This window comes from Vibrio sp. 10N.286.51.C3 (assembly GCF_003050065.1).
GTDB classification, from domain to species: domain Bacteria; phylum Pseudomonadota; class Gammaproteobacteria; order Enterobacterales; family Vibrionaceae; genus Vibrio; species Vibrio crassostreae.
In genome coordinates, this window is sequence record NZ_PIGC01000004.1 from 260,883 (window position 1) to 279,050 (window position 18,168).

The window sequence follows — 18,168 nt, forward strand, 5'->3', positions numbered from 1 at the left end:
TTTGCCTAATTACGCACTTAAATGGCGACTCTACGCATGATTATTTGTAGGAAGTACCTACAATCAGATACACCGAATCGAAGTTATCTTCGGTTCGGCCATAAGCTAAAATGATCGGCCCGATGGGTGAATCGACTCCTGCGAAAACAGAACCCGCGGTGTACATTGGCGCTTCATCAATACTCAAATCATTGTTCGACCAAACACCACCATGTTCAATGGATGCCCCCACGTAGAATGGTGATTTAAAGAGACCGAAGTCATTTTCAAACCACTTATAGCGATAAATCAAACTGGTGTATGCTAAGTTTTGACCGATCAAGCTATTCCTTGGAATACCGGATAGATTGAGGAACCCTCCTAGCTCTTTCGGATCAATTGGAAAGACTGAATTTTTACTTTCTACAATGCCGTAATCGAGCTTTGCGACTAAAGTATGCTTCTCAATACTTTGTGCAGCCATGAAATTGGCTGAAAACTCATAAACCGTATCACTCTCAGACGTTAAATCCGATTCACCAACAGAGCTGTCATTATCAAAATCATCATGGGAGACAAGGTACTCCAAATCGACAAAGAAGCCCTTAGTCGGCAAGCTGAAATTATCCAAAGTATCCAGTCGATAGCCCATAAAGCCACCAATACGTTTATAGCCACCACTGCCCAATGAAGGTAAAGAAGCCACCTCAACATCCCCATCAGTATAGCGAAGGCCGAATTTCAGCTCTTGCCACAAGGTAGGTTGATAGCCTAATGCTAACTCTCCGACATACTCGCTATAAGTCATTGGAAAGTAGTCGTTCGTTACGTCTAGTGTTGGCTCTTCAATTTCGTCAATATCGACCGGGAGGTTTCTGTTCTGCTTACTGTAAACAATCGATGCTGAAGTGAACAATTTTTGGCTCGAAAAGAATGGCGAGTAGAGTTCGGCCTCAATTCGTTTATCCGTACCCATCTCGATATTGGTTCTTAACTCTGCACCGTGCGAGTTGATATCGGTAAAGTTGGCTGAAACACCGATCGAGTACTGGCTGGTAGTAGAGAAATCATCTTCAAGAAAGAAACGAAAGTTGAGGTAGTTTGGCCCCCAAGACTTTTCATCCACATTCACCGTAAGTTGCTCTTCACCGTCAACATTATCAAACTCATAAGTGACTAACTCAAATCTATCCAGTGCATAGAGGTCTTGCACTTTAGATTCAATTTCACTGGTCTTTAAGATCTTACCGGAATCTAGGTTTAAACGGTTTTCGATCAGCTTATCGGAATAGTGAGTATTGTTATTGATAACAACTCGGTCAACGACGGTCTTATCACCGTGCTTCAGCTGTCTGCGTGCTTTTTGTTTGTCCTCGATATAATGCTGATAGTCTGCGTTAGAGAGTGACAGCTTAGAAAGCTCAGAGCTATTCTGAATCGCTGCGTCATAACCGGCTTGGTAGGCACCCGGCATTTTATCGAATTCTGTCGTCTCCATTTGCCCAACATCAGGGCGTAGGAAAACATCATCATCGGTCAGTGTTTCAGCTTGCTCCTGAGTGCTGCGTTGAACCAGATAATTAGAAAGTTGGTCAGCTGCCGCTAGAAAATTCGTGAAGTCTTCTTTGCCTTTGTAATTGGTACTGATATCCACCGCAATGACAATGTCCGCTCCCATCGCTCTGGCAACGTCGACTGGCATATTATTGGTGACACCACCATCAACCAGCATTCGACCATCTAGCGAATAAGGGGGAAGCGCACCGGGTACCGACATACTGGCCATCATGGCATCGACAAGGTGACCATGATCGATGACCACTTCTTCAAGTTCGATAATGTCAGTTGCGACTGAACGGTAAGGAATAGCAAGATGGTCAAAAGAGTCGAGTGGAGAGAGGTTACCTGTGGTCTCACGTAGAATACGCAACATATTCTGACCTTGAACCACTCCTTTCCTTGCTTTGATTTCGCCCCAACCTAAACCAAGGTCAGTGTTCAGTTGGTAACGGTCTTCATACTCTTTGTCACGCACTCGGCGATCACTACGGTTAACGCGATCACGATAACCACGATTCCAATCAACCGTATAAATAAAGCTCTCGATCTCGTCTGCGCTCATCCCTGTCGCATAAAGACCACCAACGTATGAGCCCATACTGGTACCGGTAATATAATCCACCGGGATTTGCATCTCTTCTAAGGCTTTAAGTACACCAATGTGAGCTGCACCTTTGGCACCACCACCAGCAAGAACGACAGCAACGGTTGGCCTTTTATGAGCTTGTTCAGCTTGCTGAGATTGATCAACCTGTGTCGCGGTAGATGCAAACAGCTGAAAACTGATTACAGTACCCACAATGCCTAAGCCGCTCACTATCCAACGAGAAATCATTCTTTAAACTATCCTTGTCATTCTTTTCTGTTATGACTTTACCACTGAAAAAGCTTCTTTAGCCACTGTTTTGGCTGACTTTCACAGCCCTTTTTAATGTTTCCATTCTCATCCCAAACAGGCAGTTTCACCGCACCATCACAGTCAAACTCTAAAGCCCCTTCAGAAGTTCGAGTAAAACTGGCCGTCGTAATCCCATTCGGCCAAGGCAGTAATAATTGCTCCGGAGTTCTATGTTTAAGATAATCGGCATAGACACGTAACGCACCACTTGAGCCCGTTAGTTTAGTTGGCTTATTATCATCGCGCCCTAGCCAGATGGTGGTGACTTCACGGCCATCAACACCCACGAACCAACTGTCTCGACTGTCATTACTGGTGCCCGTTTTTCCAGCTAACCCCGCCCAAGCAAACTGGCCTTGTAGGAAACGACCCGTGCCTTCCGACACACCACGTTTCATCGCATAGGTTGTTAACCAAGCAGCCTGTTGGTCAACGCTTTGTGATACACGAGGAATCGACTGATACAGAACCTCGCCATCATTATCAACTACAGAACGAAGGGCGGACAAAGGTGCGATACGACCAGAGTTGGTAATGGTTTGGTACATCTGCGCTACTTGGAACGGAGTCAGTGAGAACGAACCCAAAAACATCGACGGCACTGGGCGAATCTCATTTTTATCGACACCCAGCTTTTCAATCGTATCCGAGACACTATCAATGCCTAACTGCATGCCCAAACGAACGGTAGGTACGTTGTAAGACTTAGAAAGCGCCACATACAAGGGCACATCTCCGCGGAACTTACGATCGAAGTTTCTTGGGCTCCATACGCTGCCTTTACTGCCTTTCAAGCTCAGTGGCGTGTCCTTCAGTGTTGTCGCCAACGTGTACTTTTGGGGTTGTTCTAAGGCGGTTAAGTAGATTGCAGGCTTAACCAAAGAACCAATAGGACGACTCGCATTCAAGGCACGGTTAAAACCATCGTAGCCAGTACGTTTACCACCGACCATAGCTCGGATTTCACCGGTATTTCTATCCACGGCAATAGCTGCAGCTTCCAGTTTGTTACCTGCGGTTTTCGATAAATCAGGCACCTTACGTGCAATCGACTTCTCTAACTTGTCTTGGGAAACCGGATCCAAAGAGGTAAAAACTCGAATGCCTTTTTTCGCTTCAAATCGATCGCCGACATACTTCTTAAGCTCAATATTGACTTGCTGGAAGTAAGCGGGCTGACGGCTAGCAATACGTGGGTTGTCTTGAATATCCAAATCACGACTCGCCGCTTCTTCGTATTGTCGCGGAGTTAATATGTCTTGCTGCATCAACAAGCGAAGCACCAGATCGCGTCGAGTCTTAGCACGCTCAGGATAACGAACCGGATTGTAATACGAAGGTCCCTTTACCATACCGACAAGCAGTGCTAGCTGATCAATACGGAGCTCTTGAATAGGTTGACCGAAGTACAAGCGAGACGCCAAACCGAAACCATGAATCGCTTGCCCGCCATTTTGCCCAAGGTAAACCTCGTTTAAGTAAGCCTCTAGAATACGATCTTTGCTGTAACGATGGTCTAAGATAAGCGCAATGTAGGCTTCACGAACCTTACGCCACAATGTACGTTCACTGGACAAGAACAGGTTCTTCGCCAACTGCTGAGTCAGCGTACTACCACCTTGTACCGTGCGCCCGGCTTTAACATTCACCACCATCGCACGAGCGATCGCCAATGGCGAAACCCCATCATGTTGATAGAAATTTCTGTCTTCGGTCGCCAGTAGCGCATCAACCATCACTTCTGGGAATTGGTTACGTTTTAAGAACAGTCGCTGTTCATCGTTACTTTTCTCAAGCATGCCAAGCATTTTCGGCTCAACACGCAAATACCCCATGTCGCCTTTCTTCTCTAGCGACTGAATTCGAGTTAACTCGTTACCGTTGAAATGCAGCATCACATGACGATCCGCTTCGGGTCCATCGACAAACTCGAACGGACGACGAATCATTTCAATCTTGGTTGAAGAAGAGGAGTATTCGCCCGGGTGACGAGGCGCGTTCACCTTACGATAATTAAGCACATCGAGCTCATTCTTAACCTGCACCAAACTCACTGGAGTTCCAGGAGACAGGTCTAGTACTCGCGCATAAACCACAGTTGGCAAATCAAACAGCTGACCTTCAAAACGCTGCTTGACCACAGAATCAAGATAAATACCGACAAACAACAGCAATGCCGCGAGCGCTATGCCCGCTTTCCAAGAAATACCCCACAGGATCTTCAACCAACCTCTTTGACCTGACTTCTTAGCCTTAGGTTTGGTCTTTTTCGCAGCCGCTCTTGGTTTTCTTGGCTTGGCTTTGGTCGCGGGTGACTTCTTTGTTGGCGCTTTTTTAGGTGGTGCCTTTTTTGGCGTTAACATTTTGGTCATCATCGATTCAACTGTCGTTTGGTTTTAGTGGTTGCTACATGGTTAGCAGGGTTATCCGGCCAAGGATGTTTTGGGTAACGGCCTTTCATCTCTTTTTGTACTTCTTTGTACGCGCCAGCCCAAAAGCCAGCTAAATCTTGAGTAATTTGCAGTGGTCGCTGTGCTGGAGAAAGTAGCTCAAGCACGACTTTTTTACGCCCTTGCGCAATCAATGGCGAATCTTGTTCACCAAAGACTTCCTGCATTCGCACTGAGATCACGGGTTCAGACTGACATTGATAACGAATGATCTTCTTGCTGCCTGTCGGCATCACATAGTGCGTTGGTAACCATTGGTCTATCTCTTGATTCAAAGGCCAGCCAAGATAAGCAGACAACGCCTGCTCAATCGAAACACTAGTCAGCCCTTTTGCCGACTTAATGCCATTCAGATAGGGTGATAGCCACTCATCAATATGTTCAACCAAACTCGCGTCATCCATCGCTGGCCAATCATGTTCAGGCATCCAAAGCTGAGCGCAGCGTACACGCTCAACCAGCTGTTTAGCCGAAGGTGTCCAATGTAATCGATCCAGCCCGCATCGAGCGACATAGTTGAGCAGCGCTTGGCTCGCCTGATTCGAATCGGGCTCAGGTAAAGCTTTGGTGCTGATAATCAGTTTGCCCAGAGACACTCGCTGCTCGGCAACTAAACGGCCACGCTTTTCATCCCAATCGGCGTAATCGGAACGCACAAACAGTTTTGGAAATTGAGCTTCTAGCTGCGCAATATCAACCGCGGTGGCCAAGAAAATCTGACTGGCTCGCCCTGTGCTGCGCATCAAATCAATCACTACGATATAGTCATTGTTCGCCAATGGGTCATCGTCACGAACCTCGGCGCCGTGGCCATTAGCAAGACGGAAAGCACTGCTGGTCGCGCTTCTCACTTGTGCAATCCGATCCGGGAAGGCAAAACAAAGCACTAATGGTAGCAATGATTCGTCAGCTTGTGACAAATCTAAGTGATGATTGAGTTTGCTGGCGAGACTTTTCGCTCGCTGCATCACCACGTTATTTTTCGAATGTTTTCTTTGATTAAGTCGGTGCAACGAATGCTGAATATCTGTGACGTTGCGTTCAGGCTCTTCAAGTAAAGCGGCTGCGACAATCGCAGCATTCAGCAATGCTTGGCCGTTCTGTTGCGCTTTTATCAGCATGCTGGCGATACGTGGTTCAAGGCCTAAACGTTGAGCCAGTTTACCTAGCGCCGTAAATTGACCATTGCTGTCTAATATCTCAAGGCTTTGCAGCAGTTGCTTGGCTTGCTCCACTGAAGCTTGGGGCGGAATGTCTAACCATTGCAACTCGTCTGCACTCACAGCGCCCCATTGCGTCAATTCAGACACCAACGAAGACAAATCAGAATGAAGAATCTCAGGCTCTGGTACAGCAGGTTGCTGCATTAGTTGCGTTTCACTGTACAAACGAACGCACAAGCCCTCTTCAATTCGTCCTGCACGACCCGCTCGTTGTTCAGCAGAAGATTGTGAGATTTTCACTTGCTCGAGCTTGGTGATACCAGTTTTCAAATCAAACTTAGCGACTCTTTCAAGCCCGGAGTCCACCACTAATCGAATACCTTCGATAGTCAAAGAGGTTTCCGCGATATTGGTGGCCAATACCACCTTTCGACGCCCTTTCTCTGATGACGCGATCGCTTTCTGTTGTAGAGGAAAGCTAAGTTGCCCATAAAGAGGACACACATCGATATGACCAGCAAGCTGTTCAAGTTGAGATTCCACCTGCTTAATCGCAGAAACGCCTGGTAAAAAAGCTAGAAGTGAGCCTGACTCTTTCTCCATCAGAGAGCGAATCACGCTAGCCATTTTAGGGGCTAGATATTCATTTGCGCTAAGAGGCTGATAACGGAAATCGACCGGAAAGGTGCGACCTTGTGATTCTACGTATTTGGCACTAGGCAATAAAGACTGCAGCGCGTGTTGATCTAAGGTTGCCGACATCACAACCACCTTTAGATCGTCACGCAATGCCTCTTGGATCTCTAAGCTAAACGCCAATGCGGTATCGGCGTGAATGCTGCGCTCATGAAATTCATCGAAGATCACCATATCAACCCCAGTCAATTCAGGGTCGGTTTGGATCATTCTTGTCATGATCCCTTCAGTGACGATTTCCAAGCGAGTTGAACTGCTGGTTTTAGATTCACCACGAACTCTAAAGCCAATGCTCTCCCCGACCTTCTCTCCCAATTGACTCGCCAAGTAAGTCGCAATATTTCTTGCCGCCAAACGCCTAGGTTCAAGCATGATAATTTTGCCTTGAACAGCATTGGTCTTAACCAGTTGTAAAGGGAAGAATGTTGACTTACCCGCACCGGGAGCGGCCTTTAGAATAAGTTGAGTATGTGTTTCTACGCCAGCGAGCAGATCTGGCATCACAGCTTCTATGGGCAGTTGTGGCAATGGGAGAACCTTGTGGTGTAATGTTGGCAACATTGTACATAAAAACCTACCTGTCTAAATAAGTAATATGCACTTCAATCCCCCATTAGAGCCAGCGACTCTTATTAAACGCTATAAACGCTTTCTCACTGACATCAAACTTCCCGACGGCAGCGAGCGTACTATCCACTGTGCTAACACTGGAGCGATGACAGGATGTGCGACTCCTGGCAATACGGTGTGGTACTCAACCTCCGATAATGCAAAAAGAAAGTACCCAAACAGCTGGGAGATCTCAGAAACAGACAAAGGTCACCGGATTTGTGTAAATACTGCACGAGCAAACCAGTTGGCAGTGGAAGCAATTGAAAATAATACTATAGTTGAACTCTTAGGCTATAACGCGTTACGAACCGAAGTAAAATATGGCAGTGAGAATAGTCGCATTGATATTCTGCTTGAAGATAACGAAAAGCCGCCTTGTTATATCGAAGTAAAAAGCGTCACTTTGCTCGACGAGCAAGAAACGTCAACTAAAGGGCAAGGTTTTTTCCCTGATGCGGTCACCACCAGAGGCCAAAAACATCTGCGTGAACTCACAGAAATGGTCGAATCTGGAAATAGAGCCATACTTTTATTCACTGTTTTACATTCAGGTATTGAAAAAGTGTCTGCGGCACACCATATAGACGCCAAATATTCGTTATTACTAAAACAAGCACAAGACGCTGGAGTTGAAGTGCTTTGCTATAAAGCAGAGCTCAGCAATACTCAAATACAACTAAAACAAGCTGTTGAATTTATCAATAGCTAAGCAAAGATGCTGAACTAATCACATTGATTGCAAGTTTGAATAAGAGTATTTGCCACCATTCGTTCTTTCTGCTATAGATACCCGCCTTAAAATTAGCTGCTTTGCAGTTGACTAGGTGTAAATAGGAGATGCTGTATGCCAGAATCTAAGAAAAAAGCGCTAGGCATCCTAGCCATCGCAGGTGTTGAACCGTACCAAGAAAAGCCAGGTGAAGAGTACATGTCACCTGAGCAAACGGAACATTTTACAAAAATTTTAGCAGCTTGGCGCAACCAGCTCAGGGAAGAAGTTGATCGTACTGTGCACCACATGCAGGACGAAGCAGCGAATTTCCCAGACCCAGTTGACCGTGCTTCTCAAGAAGAAGAATTCAGCCTAGAGTTACGTAACCGTGACCGTGAGCGTCGTCTTATCAAAAAAATTGAGAAGACATTAGACAAGATCGAAGAAGACGATTTCGGCTTCTGTGATTCTTGCGGTATCGAGATTGGCATTCGTCGCCTTGAAGCTCGTCCAACTGCTGATCTTTGTATTGACTGTAAAACACTTGCAGAGATCAAAGAGAAACAGATGCAAGGTTAATTCTTGCAGATGTAAAGAAAGGGAGCCTTGGCTCCCTTTTTTGTTGGTGAACTCAGCGTTAAAGCGCGAGTTAGAAACAATAATACGACAGTTAAACGTCTTAAGAATCGGCTACCGCGGTACCATTTAGATTAGGTTGTTCACTCATGAATTATATCGGGCGCTTTGCACCATCACCGTCAGGTCCTCTTCATTTTGGCTCACTTGTTGCTGCTCTAGGTAGCTACTTTCAGGCGAAATCTAACCAAGGAAAATGGTTAGTTCGTATGGAAGACCTAGATCCTCCAAGAGAAATGGCCGGCGCTGCAGACCTCATTCTTAAGACGCTTGAGGCTTACCACCTATTTTGGGATGGTGAAGTCGTCTATCAAAGCCAACGTCATGGCTTGTATCAAGCTCAAATCGATCAATGGGTCGCAGACAATCAAGCCTACTACTGCCAATGTACTCGTAAGCAGATAAAGGCTTTGGGTGGCTTTTACAATGGTCACTGTCGAGATGCAGGCTTAATCGATTCAGGTGAACAAGCGGTGCGCTTGCGCATGGATTTTCCTGTAGAGTCCTTTGATGATGTGCGCCACGGCACGATTCAAATCCCTAAAGCATTAGCTGAAGAAGATTTTATTATTAAACGCAGAGATGGATTGTTTGCCTATAACTTGGCCGTTGTCCTTGATGACATCGAACAAGGAGTAACGGAAGTCGTAAGAGGCGCAGACCTGATAGAGCCAACAGGCCGTCAAATCAGTTTATATAAGACGCTCAAGCAAAAAACAGTGAGCTACTTGCACTTACCATTGGCAACCGATGACTTGGGGAATAAACTGTCAAAACAGAACCATGCCACCGCAATCAATCTCGACAATCCAAAACCAATGTTACTCAACGCGATGCGATTCTTAGGTTTTGATATCCCGACAGCCCTTTGTGAGGCTTCAATGGATGAGATTTTATTGTGGGGCTGCCAACAATGGAACGTCAGTCAGTTACCTGATAGTTTACAAAAAGAGCACTGTAATTAGCTCGAAACTCACGGCAAATAGCAAAAACGACACATAAAAATGCCATAACCAACCACTGTGGTTAAGCAGACGATGTTCTCAAATGGCTCGCGCTAAGCTATTATTAGCCGCAATTAAACTCTGCACTACCACTTTGGACTAAGAGAAAAACAAAGTTGGCGATACCTACTTTGTTCTAAACTAATGAATACAAACGACAATACCCCAAGCGAACAACGCGGATTCCACGAATTAGCTCTGAATATTTATACTCGTCAAGAGCACAATATTTCACGCAAGCAGATCAGCGACAACGCACTAAAAGTGCTATATCGTCTGAATGGTGCGGGTTTTGACGCATTTCTAGTCGGTGGTGGTGTACGCGATATCTTATTAGGCTCTCAGCCAAAAGATTTTGATATTGCGACCAACGCAACGCCAGAGCAAATCAAACACCTCTTCAGAAACTGTCGCCTTATCGGTCGCCGTTTCCGCTTGGCACATATCATGTTTGGTCGTGACATCATTGAAGTGGCAACTTTCCGTGGCCACCACCAAGAGCCATCGAAAAACGTGTCTGCACAATCGAAAGAAGGGATGCTATTGCGCGATAACGTGTATGGCAGTGTTGATGAAGATGCAGAGCGTCGTGATTTCACAATCAATGCGATGTACTACAACATTGCTGACTACAGCATCCACGATTACGCGGGTGGTGTAGAAGATTTAGAAGATAAACTGATCCGCCTGATTGGCGATCCAGAAACGCGTTATCGTGAAGACCCAGTACGTATGCTACGTGCAATGCGCTTCGCCGCTAAACTGGATTTCGATATTGAAGAAGACACAGCTGACCCGATTGAAGAGTTAGCGCACCTTCTAAGAGATATCCCAGCAGCGCGTCTTTACGAAGAGTCTCTGAAATTGCTGCAATCAGGTCACGGTTTAGAAACCTACCACCTAATGCGCGAGTACAACCTCTTTCAACAGATGTTCCCAGCTGTAGCGGAATACTTCACAGAAGATTACGACTCTCACACAGAGCAGATGCTTGATTTGGTTCTCGATTCAACCGATCTTCGCATCGAAGATGGTAAGCGAGTAAACCCAGCATTCATGTTCGCAGCGATGCTTTGGTACCCAATGAACAAGCTGGCAGACAAACTTGTCGCTGAACAGGGTATGGCGCACTACGACGCGATCATGGAAGCGAGTAACATCATTCTTGATCAGCAAGTAAAGTCTATTGCTATTCCTCGTCGTCACACCGCAACCATTCGCGAAGTTTGGCAACTGCAACTTCGACTGCCTCGTCGCAACGGTAAACGCGCTGTTCGTCTAATGGAGCTCAACAAGTTCCGTGCTGGCTACGATTTCCTAGAAATGCGTGGTGAGATTGAAGGTGGCGAAACTAAAGATCTTGCGAAATGGTGGGAGCGTTATCAAACAGCCGGTCGCAACATGCGTCAAGCGATGGCTAACGACGTTGCAGCACCATCAAAGTCAGGCCATCGTCGCCGTAAGACTTACCGAAACAAAAAGAGTAAGCAATCAGAATGATAACGGCTTACATTGCGGTCGGCAGCAACCTTGCCAACCCAGTTAGCCAAGCAAATTTGGCTATCGAAACGCTAAAAAGCCTACCGCGATCAACGTTTATTGCGACCTCTCAGCTATATAGTAGCACTCCAATGGGGCCGCAAAATCAACCGGACTACATCAACGCGGTAGTCGCTATCCAAACCGAATTAACGCCAATTGAACTGCTTGATTGCACTCAAAAAATCGAGTTAGAGCAAGGGCGCGTCCGTAAAGACGAGCGTTGGGGGCCAAGAACCTTGGACCTCGACATTGTGTTATACGGCAATGAGGTGATCGATTCAGAGCGCTTAATCGTTCCTCATTACGGAATGAAAGAACGAGAGTTTGTACTCTACCCGCTTGCTGAAATCGCACCAAGTTTACAACTCCCTGATGGGACTGAGCTGACAGAACTACTGAAAATAGTAGATAAGAACGGGCTCAATGTTTGGCAACAATAGCCAAGCGCATTAAGGAAAACCAATGAAAAAAGTAACCATTAACGACCTGATCAAATGCAAACGTGAAGGCCGTAAATTCGCGACGTCGACAGCTTATGATGCGAGCTTTGCTCAATTATTCGAAAGCCAAGAGATGCCTGTACTACTTGTCGGTGATTCACTAGGGATGGTTCTACAAGGCCATAACGATACATTACCTGTCACCGTTGAAGATATTGCTTACCATACTCGCTCAGTGCGTGCTGGTAGCCCTAATTGCCTTCTTATGGCTGACATGCCTTTCATGAGCTACGCGACTCCAGAGCAAGCTTGTGAAAGCGCAGCTACCTTGATGCGTGCTGGCGCGAATATGGTAAAAATCGAAGGCGGAAGCTGGTTGGTTGATACTGTAAAGATGCTAACAGAACGTGCAGTACCAGTATGTGCACACTTAGGCTTAACACCTCAGTCTGTGAACATTTTTGGTGGTTACAAAATTCAAGGTCGTGACGACGAGCAAGCCGACAAAATGGTTGCTGACGCGCTAGCCCTGCAAAACGCAGGCGCTCAAATCGTTCTACTTGAATGTGTGCCAGCTTCATTGGCAAAACGAATTACAGAAGCTTGTGACGTACCGGTTATCGGTATCGGCGCCGGCAATGTTACCGATGGTCAGATATTGGTTATGCATGACATGTTCGGTATTTCTGCGAACTACATGCCGAAGTTCTCTAAGAATTTCCTAGCAGAAACCGGTGATATGCGTAAGGCAGTAGCTCTATACAAAGAAGAAGTAGAGAGCGCGCGCTTCCCTGATGAAGCTCATACAATCGCTTAGGAGTAAGTATGCAAACTTTTGCTGAAATAGCGGCTCTTCGTGAGCAGATTAAACAGTTTAAGCGTGATGGACGTACGGTTGCTTTTGTACCGACAATGGGAAACCTACATGAAGGCCACCTAACTCTAGTAAAGAAAGCTCGAGAACTGGCAGACATCGTTGTGGTAAGCATCTTTGTAAACCCAATGCAGTTTGACCGCGCCGACGACCTAAACAACTACCCTCGCACGTTAGAAGCAGATTTAAGCAAACTAACTGGCGAAGGCGTTGAGCTGGTATTTACACCAACGCCAGAGGTGATGTATCCAGATGGATTAGACAAACAGACGTTTGTTGAGGTCCCTGGCATATCTCACATGCTTGAAGGTGCATCTCGTCCAGGTCATTTCCGTGGCGTAGCGACGATTGTCACCAAGCTGTTTAACATTGTTCAGCCAGACTTTGCATGCTTCGGCAAAAAAGACTTCCAGCAGCTTGCTGTTATTCGCCAGATGACCACTGACTTAGCGTTAGACATTAAAGTTGTGGGCGTTGCGACCGTTCGTGAAATGGACGGCTTGGCAATGAGCTCTCGCAATAGCAATCTAACGATTGACGAACGCCAACGAGCACCAGTTCTAGCGCGTACTATGCGCTGGATCAGCAGTGCTATTCGTGGTGGTCGCGATGACTACGCATCAGTAATTGAAGATGCAACCGACCAGCTACGCGCTGCAGATCTTCAACCAGATGAGATATTCATTTGTGATGCGAAAACGCTACAAGCGATCACTCCAGAATCCACTCAAGCTGTGATTCTTATGTCAGCTTTCCTAGGTAAGACTCGTCTTATCGACAACCAAGTTCTCGACTTGGTAACGGAAACCAAAGAAGAAGTGAAAGAAGAAACCGCTGAGTAATCGCTTTCTTCTCTAAACACAAAGCAAAAGCACAAGTGAAAGAGACAAAAAAGGTCGATGTAATATCGACCTTTTTCTTTGCCTGCAATTCTGGCTAACTAGGTATTAACTACGTAAGCCAATACCCTTTGTCACTAGGTAGTGTGCAATGCCATACAACAGCACGATAAACACGCCTAGTACGCCAAACGACGTCACGATACCCACATCAGACACACCCAGAAAGCCATATCTAAACGCGTTTACCATGTAGACAATCGGGTTCAGCTTCGACACACCCTGCCAAAACTCAGGCAACAGGCTAATTGAGTAGAACACACCACCCAGATACGTCAGCGGCGTTAAGATGAAGGTTGGGATAATAGAGATATCATCAAACGTGCGTGCGAATACCGCGTTAATCAAGCCACCCAGAGCGAACACTACCGACGTTAAAAATACTGTCGCAATGATCACCCCCCAATGGTCAACTTGTAAGTCGACAAAGAACAAGGATACGAAGGTTACGATAGTGCCCACTAACAAACCACGCACTACACCACCCATTACGAAACCGGCGATAATCACGTAGTTAGGAACCGGAGCTACAAGCAACTCTTCAATATTCTTTTGGAACTTAGCACTAAAGAATGACGAGGCCACATTCGAATATGAGTTGGTGATCACCGACATCATGATCAGGCCAGGAACAATGTATTCCATATAACTGAAGCCGTTCATTTCACCAATACGAGCACCAATCAGGTTACCGAAGATGATGAAATAAAGCGTCATGGTAATCGCTGGCGGCACCAGAGTTTGCACCCAGATACGCGTGAATCGATTGATCTCTTTCGTCAACAAACTGCAGAAAGCTGTCCAATATAGGCTGTACATATTATTTACTCCCCTCACGGACAATACTCACGAATAGCTCTTCTAAACGGTTTGCTTTGTTACGCATAGAGAGGACTTTCACCTGTTGCTCGCTCAACTGAGCGAAGATGGTATTCAAACCTAGGTTTTTATCGATTTCGATTTCTAGCGAGCCATTGAGCATGACTTGGCTATTCACACCTTCAAGCTTAGGTTCTGTCGTGCCTTCTTCCAGATCCAGAATAAAGGTCTCAGCACTCAATTTGCCCAACAGCGCTTTCATGGTTGTGTTCTCAATCAACTCACCGCGATTAATGATGCCGATGTTGCGACACAACATTTCCGCTTCTTCTAGGTAGTGCGTGGTCAAGATAATGGTAATGCCCTGCTTCTCATTGATCTCTTTTAGGAATTCCCACATTGAACGACGCAGTTCAATATCAACACCCGCCGTTGGTTCATCAAGGATCAACAAATGAGGTTCATGCATCAATGCACGCGCGATCATCAAACGACGCTTCATACCACCAGACAAGTTACGCGCACGTTCGCCACGTTTTTCCCACAAATCGAGTTGAGATAGGTACTTTTTCGCTCGCTCTTTCGCCAATGCTTTTGGCACGCCGTAATAGCCCGCCTGTTGCAACACGATCTGTTCAACGGTTTCGAACGGGTTAAAGTTGAACTCTTGGGGCACTAGACCTAAGTTCTGCTTCGCCAACTCCAGATCAGTATCAATGTCGTAACCGAACACTTTAACCTTGCCTGAAGTTTTGTTTACCAGTGAAGAGATAACACCAATGGTGGTTGATTTACCCGCACCATTTGGACCAAGTAGTGCGTAAAAGTCGCCTTTTTCTACTTGTAAACTAACGCCCTTAAGAGCCTCGAAGCCCCCAGCATAAGTTTTTCTTAATTGCTCAATTTCTAATGCATACATAGAGATAGACTGCCATTTGCTATAGATAAGATGTAGACGACCGAGCTTGAGGAAGAGAGTAATGCTTAAAACGAGCTAGCAGAAAACTAACCCAAACTTGTTTACTCGGCCATTTTGCAAACAAGTTTATCGTTGATTAACGATGAATACAAATATCGTGTGAGAGTTTATTTCGAAAAAAATAAGCGTCTTGGCTACGTGAAGACTAAATCAATGTTCAGTAAATATAAAAATGCCGCTAAGTGATTCACTTAACGGCATTAATGATCAGCCTTGAAGTGAGCGTCTATAGCTTATTCATATCAGCTCATTCATGTTCGCTTATTACTGAAAATTAAACTGACTCAAATTGATGCTCATCTCTGTCGACATAGCTTGTTGCTGCCGTCAGCGCTTCATATCTGAATCGATAAGTGTTGGATTCAGGTACTAGGTCAATCACGTGGAACTTCTCTAGTTGCTGACGAGTATTCTCATTAGGACACAGCAGGTACACCTCACACTGCGCATCCAACGCATCTTTAATCGCATTCTCTAACGCAAGGCCAACAGTGACATCAATCATAGGGACATCTGTCAGGTCTAGAATCATCGCTTCATAGTCAGAGATACTTGAGTGCTGGCGTGAAATCGCCTTTGAAACGCTGAATATCATCGGCCCTGAAAGATAGAAGAAAAGAACCTTACCATTGGCACTATCGAGTAACTGACGTTCGCTATCGGTCAATGGGATATCGTCTTCATCATCACCATCACTGATCGCCTTAACTTGTCTGGCTTGTTCTCGGCTCAATCTTTCAATAATCAGAATATTCGAGATAAACACGCCCAATCCGACAGCAATAATCAAGTCGACAAACACAGTCAGGAGCATCACGCCGTACATCACGCCCATGCCGGCATAGCTAACCTTGTGTGCGCGTTGGATAAAACTCCAATCCAGGATATTGAAACCAACATACATCGCGATACCAGCCAGCACTGCCATAGGAATCGGTTCTGTTAAGCCACCCGCAACCAATACCACTAGCGCAAGTACTAAAGCTCGAATAACACCTGAAAGCGGAGAACGCGCTCCTACCTGAATATTAGTCACTGTCCCCATGGTTGCCCCCGCACCAGGCAGCGCACCAAACAGACCAGAGATCATATTCGCAATGCCTTGGCCGCGAAGTTCTTTGTCTGAGTCATGCTCTTTACGAGTCAGTGAGTCTCCGATAACCGCGGTAAGAAGCGTATCAATGCAGCCAAGCGTACCTAGTACCAAGGCATCAATAACCATGGTAGTGAACTGTTCAGCGCTGATTGTAGGGATAACGAGAGAAGGCAAACCGGCTGGGATTTCACCAATGCGGCGAATAGAATCGGTATCAAAAATAATGACAGACAAGAGCGTCACAGCAACCAAAGCGACCAGTTGAGCAGGCACATACTTACGATACTTAGCGGGAAAACCGAAAAGAATGCCGAGTGTCAAAGCGCCTAAAAACAGCTCACTGATTTTAAGATTAGCCAGTGTATCTGGAAGTGCGGAAAGCGTGCCCATCACCCCACCAGAAGGGGCGGCGTGTCCTAATAAAGGGGACAACTGCAGAATAATTAGAATAACGCCGATACCCGACATAAATCCGGAGATCACGCTATATGGCATCAAAGTAACGTATTTTCCGAGCTTTAACGTACCGAGTAGTATCTGAAATGCACCTGCCATCATTACCACGGTGAAGGTCATTGCCATTCCGGTTTCAGGATATTTAGCCACCATGCTGGTCATTACCGCCGTCATGATCACTGTCATCGGGCCGGTTGGCTCAGATATCAGGCTGCTTGAACCGCCGAACAAAGCTGCAAATAGGCCAACCATGATGGCTCCCCAAAGGCCAGCTTCCGCGCCCGCACCAGAAGCAACACCAAATGCCAATGCTAAAGGCAATGAGATGATGGCTGTAGTGACACCACCAAACATATCCCCTTTGAGATTGATATCCGTAAAACGACTTCCAAACAAAACACACCTTCCTGATGATGAAATGACAAACCTTATCACTTTAACAAATGTATCAAGTGTTCAGAAAGTGTTAATTCAATCACATTATTCATGTCTTATAACCGGATCATAGCTTCTACGCTAAGTTAATGATTTTAACGACGAGTACACGTCAGATGAGTACTATTTGACACAGTTTTTACGAGATTGAATTTGTAACATTGTGTATAGTTGAGATTCTTAATTAAGGGATGTAAGACGCAAAATGCCAGAGATTAAACAGCTTTTTGAAAACAACTCTAAATGGTCAGAAGAAATTCGCTCTCAACGACCTGAGTATTTTACAACGCTTGAAGAGGGTCAAAGCCCTGGTTTTCTATGGATTGGCTGCTCAGATAGCCGTGTTCCGGCCGAGCGTCTCACTGGTTTATATTCTGGCGAACTGTTTGTTCACCGAAATGTGGCGAACCAAGTGGTTCATACCGACTTAAACTGCCTCTCAGTTGTGCAGTACGCCGTCGATGTACTCAAAGTTAAACACATCATTGTCTGTGGTCACTACGGTTGTGGCGGTGTTAATGCGGCGATTGATAACCCTAAACTTGGCCTTATCAACAACTGGTTACTTCATATCCGTGATAACTACCTAAAATACCGTAAGCAAATCGAAGGGCTACCTCGTGAGCAATGGGGTGACAAGTTGTGCGAAATTAACGTCGCAGAACAGGTTTATAACCTAGGCAACTCAACCATTATGCAGAATGCGTGGGAGCGTGGCCAAGAAGTTGAAATCCACGGTGTGGTTTATGGTATTGGCGATGGCAAGCTGCAAGACCTTGGCGTACGTTGCTCAAGTAACGATACCCTAGAGAACAGTCACTTAGATGCATTAAACAAGATCTTAACGACGCCTCTTCTTAGTCAACAAAGCTAACCCCCTTCTGTAATAAATACAAAAAGCCCGCATCAAGCGGGCTT

14 protein-coding genes are annotated in these 18,168 nt (G+C 45.9%); 8 read left to right on the forward strand and 6 right to left on the reverse strand.

Annotation, left to right across the window (positions count from 1 at the left end; genetic code table 11):
• Positions 1–40: 40 nt before the first annotated feature.
• The 3 genes from CWO27_RS06230 to hrpB are packed head-to-tail and all read right to left on the reverse strand — an operon-like array spanning position 41 to position 7,307.
• Positions 41–2,374, reverse strand: coding sequence for a patatin-like phospholipase family protein (locus tag CWO27_RS06230; protein ID WP_102433048.1), 2,334 nt, complete (start codon positions 2,372–2,374; stop codon positions 41–43).
• Positions 2,375–2,412: 38 nt separating this feature from the next.
• Positions 2,413–4,812, reverse strand: a complete 2,400-nt coding sequence (gene mrcB / locus CWO27_RS06235; protein ID WP_055319610.1) for a penicillin-binding protein 1B — start codon at positions 4,810–4,812, stop codon at positions 2,413–2,415.
• Positions 4,809–7,307 carry an ATP-dependent helicase HrpB gene (gene hrpB, locus CWO27_RS06240; protein ID WP_107898709.1) on the reverse strand — a complete coding sequence of 833 codons (2,499 nt, stop codon included), beginning with the start codon at positions 7,305–7,307 and terminating at the stop codon, positions 4,809–4,811. The genes mrcB and hrpB overlap by 4 nt, the downstream gene beginning before the upstream one ends.
• A 34-nt stretch (positions 7,308–7,341) precedes the next feature.
• Here hrpB and sfsA point away from each other — a divergent pair, with 34 nt between their 5' ends.
• The 7 genes from sfsA (at position 7,342) to panC (ending at position 13,408) form a co-directional block, all read left to right on the forward strand.
• Positions 7,342–8,067: a DNA/RNA nuclease SfsA gene (gene sfsA, locus CWO27_RS06245; RefSeq protein WP_107898710.1), complete on the forward strand. Its 726-nt coding sequence runs from the start codon at positions 7,342–7,344 to the stop codon at positions 8,065–8,067.
• Between the two features lie 135 nt (positions 8,068–8,202).
• Entirely contained in the window at positions 8,203–8,649 is a 447-nt protein-coding gene (gene dksA / locus CWO27_RS06250) for an RNA polymerase-binding protein DksA (protein ID WP_004738189.1), read from the forward strand.
• A gap of 146 nt (positions 8,650–8,795) precedes the next feature.
• Positions 8,796–9,671 (forward strand): tRNA glutamyl-Q(34) synthetase GluQRS, encoded by an 876-nt coding sequence (gene gluQRS / locus CWO27_RS06255; protein ID WP_107898711.1) that lies wholly within the window; start codon positions 8,796–8,798, stop codon positions 9,669–9,671.
• Between the two features lie 183 nt (positions 9,672–9,854).
• The gene (gene pcnB / locus CWO27_RS06260; protein ID WP_019819797.1) at positions 9,855–11,210 is read left to right on the forward strand and encodes a polynucleotide adenylyltransferase PcnB; all 1,356 of its coding nucleotides are present in this window, start codon (positions 9,855–9,857) and stop codon (positions 11,208–11,210) included.
• Positions 11,207–11,692, forward strand: a complete 486-nt coding sequence (folK, locus tag CWO27_RS06265) for a 2-amino-4-hydroxy-6-hydroxymethyldihydropteridine diphosphokinase (protein ID WP_107898712.1) — start codon at positions 11,207–11,209, stop codon at positions 11,690–11,692. The genes pcnB and folK overlap by 4 nt, the downstream gene beginning before the upstream one ends.
• A gap of 22 nt (positions 11,693–11,714) precedes the next feature.
• Positions 11,715–12,509 carry a 3-methyl-2-oxobutanoate hydroxymethyltransferase gene (panB, locus tag CWO27_RS06270; protein ID WP_017059433.1) on the forward strand — a complete coding sequence of 265 codons (795 nt, stop codon included), beginning with the start codon at positions 11,715–11,717 and terminating at the stop codon, positions 12,507–12,509.
• 8 nt (positions 12,510–12,517) lie between these two features.
• A complete protein-coding gene (gene panC / locus CWO27_RS06275) occupies positions 12,518–13,408 on the forward strand; it encodes a pantoate--beta-alanine ligase (RefSeq protein WP_048658188.1) in 891 nt (296 codons plus the stop codon).
• A 105-nt stretch (positions 13,409–13,513) separates the two neighbouring features.
• On the opposite strand, the gene CWO27_RS06280 is transcribed toward panC, so the two are convergent.
• The 3 genes from CWO27_RS06280 to CWO27_RS06290 all read right to left on the reverse strand — a co-directional run bounded on the left by CWO27_RS06280 (position 13,514) and on the right by CWO27_RS06290 (position 17,169).
• Entirely contained in the window at positions 13,514–14,284 is a 771-nt protein-coding gene (locus tag CWO27_RS06280) for an ABC transporter permease (protein WP_010435987.1), read from the reverse strand.
• A gap of 1 nt (position 14,285) precedes the next feature.
• Positions 14,286–15,203 carry an ABC transporter ATP-binding protein gene (locus tag CWO27_RS06285; RefSeq protein ID WP_048658189.1) on the reverse strand — a complete coding sequence of 306 codons (918 nt, stop codon included), beginning with the start codon at positions 15,201–15,203 and terminating at the stop codon, positions 14,286–14,288.
• A 334-nt stretch (positions 15,204–15,537) separates the two neighbouring features.
• Positions 15,538–17,169, reverse strand: coding sequence for a SulP family inorganic anion transporter (locus CWO27_RS06290; protein ID WP_170960822.1), 1,632 nt, complete (start codon positions 17,167–17,169; stop codon positions 15,538–15,540).
• A 286-nt stretch (positions 17,170–17,455) separates the two neighbouring features.
• Here CWO27_RS06290 and can point away from each other — a divergent pair, with 286 nt between their 5' ends.
• Positions 17,456–18,124, forward strand: a complete 669-nt coding sequence (can, locus tag CWO27_RS06295) for a carbonate dehydratase (RefSeq protein ID WP_048658190.1) — start codon at positions 17,456–17,458, stop codon at positions 18,122–18,124.
• Positions 18,125–18,168: the final 44 nt, after the last annotated feature.

Coding starts and splice junctions, on each gene's coding strand:
- dksA (WP_004738189.1), top strand. CDS start 8,203: ATGCCAGAATCTAAGAAAAAAGCGCTAGGCATCCTAGCCATCGCAGGT.
- CWO27_RS06285 (WP_048658189.1), bottom strand. CDS start 15,203: ATGTATGCATTAGAAATTGAGCAATTAAGAAAAACTTATGCTGGGGGC.
- pcnB (WP_019819797.1), top strand. CDS start 9,855: ATGAATACAAACGACAATACCCCAAGCGAACAACGCGGATTCCACGAA.
- panC (WP_048658188.1), top strand. CDS start 12,518: ATGCAAACTTTTGCTGAAATAGCGGCTCTTCGTGAGCAGATTAAACAG.
- panB (WP_017059433.1), top strand. CDS start 11,715: ATGAAAAAAGTAACCATTAACGACCTGATCAAATGCAAACGTGAAGGC.
- folK (WP_107898712.1), top strand. CDS start 11,207: ATGATAACGGCTTACATTGCGGTCGGCAGCAACCTTGCCAACCCAGTT.
- can (WP_048658190.1), top strand. CDS start 17,456: ATGCCAGAGATTAAACAGCTTTTTGAAAACAACTCTAAATGGTCAGAA.
- gluQRS (WP_107898711.1), top strand. CDS start 8,796: ATGAATTATATCGGGCGCTTTGCACCATCACCGTCAGGTCCTCTTCAT.
- sfsA (WP_107898710.1), top strand. CDS start 7,342: ATGCACTTCAATCCCCCATTAGAGCCAGCGACTCTTATTAAACGCTAT.
- mrcB (WP_055319610.1), bottom strand. CDS start 4,812: ATGATGACCAAAATGTTAACGCCAAAAAAGGCACCACCTAAAAAAGCG.
- CWO27_RS06230 (WP_102433048.1), bottom strand. CDS start 2,374: ATGATTTCTCGTTGGATAGTGAGCGGCTTAGGCATTGTGGGTACTGTA.
- hrpB (WP_107898709.1), bottom strand. CDS start 7,307: ATGTTGCCAACATTACACCACAAGGTTCTCCCATTGCCACAACTGCCC.
- CWO27_RS06290 (WP_170960822.1), bottom strand. CDS start 17,169: ATGTTTGGTGGTGTCACTACAGCCATCATCTCATTGCCTTTAGCATTG.
- CWO27_RS06280 (WP_010435987.1), bottom strand. CDS start 14,284: ATGTACAGCCTATATTGGACAGCTTTCTGCAGTTTGTTGACGAAAGAG.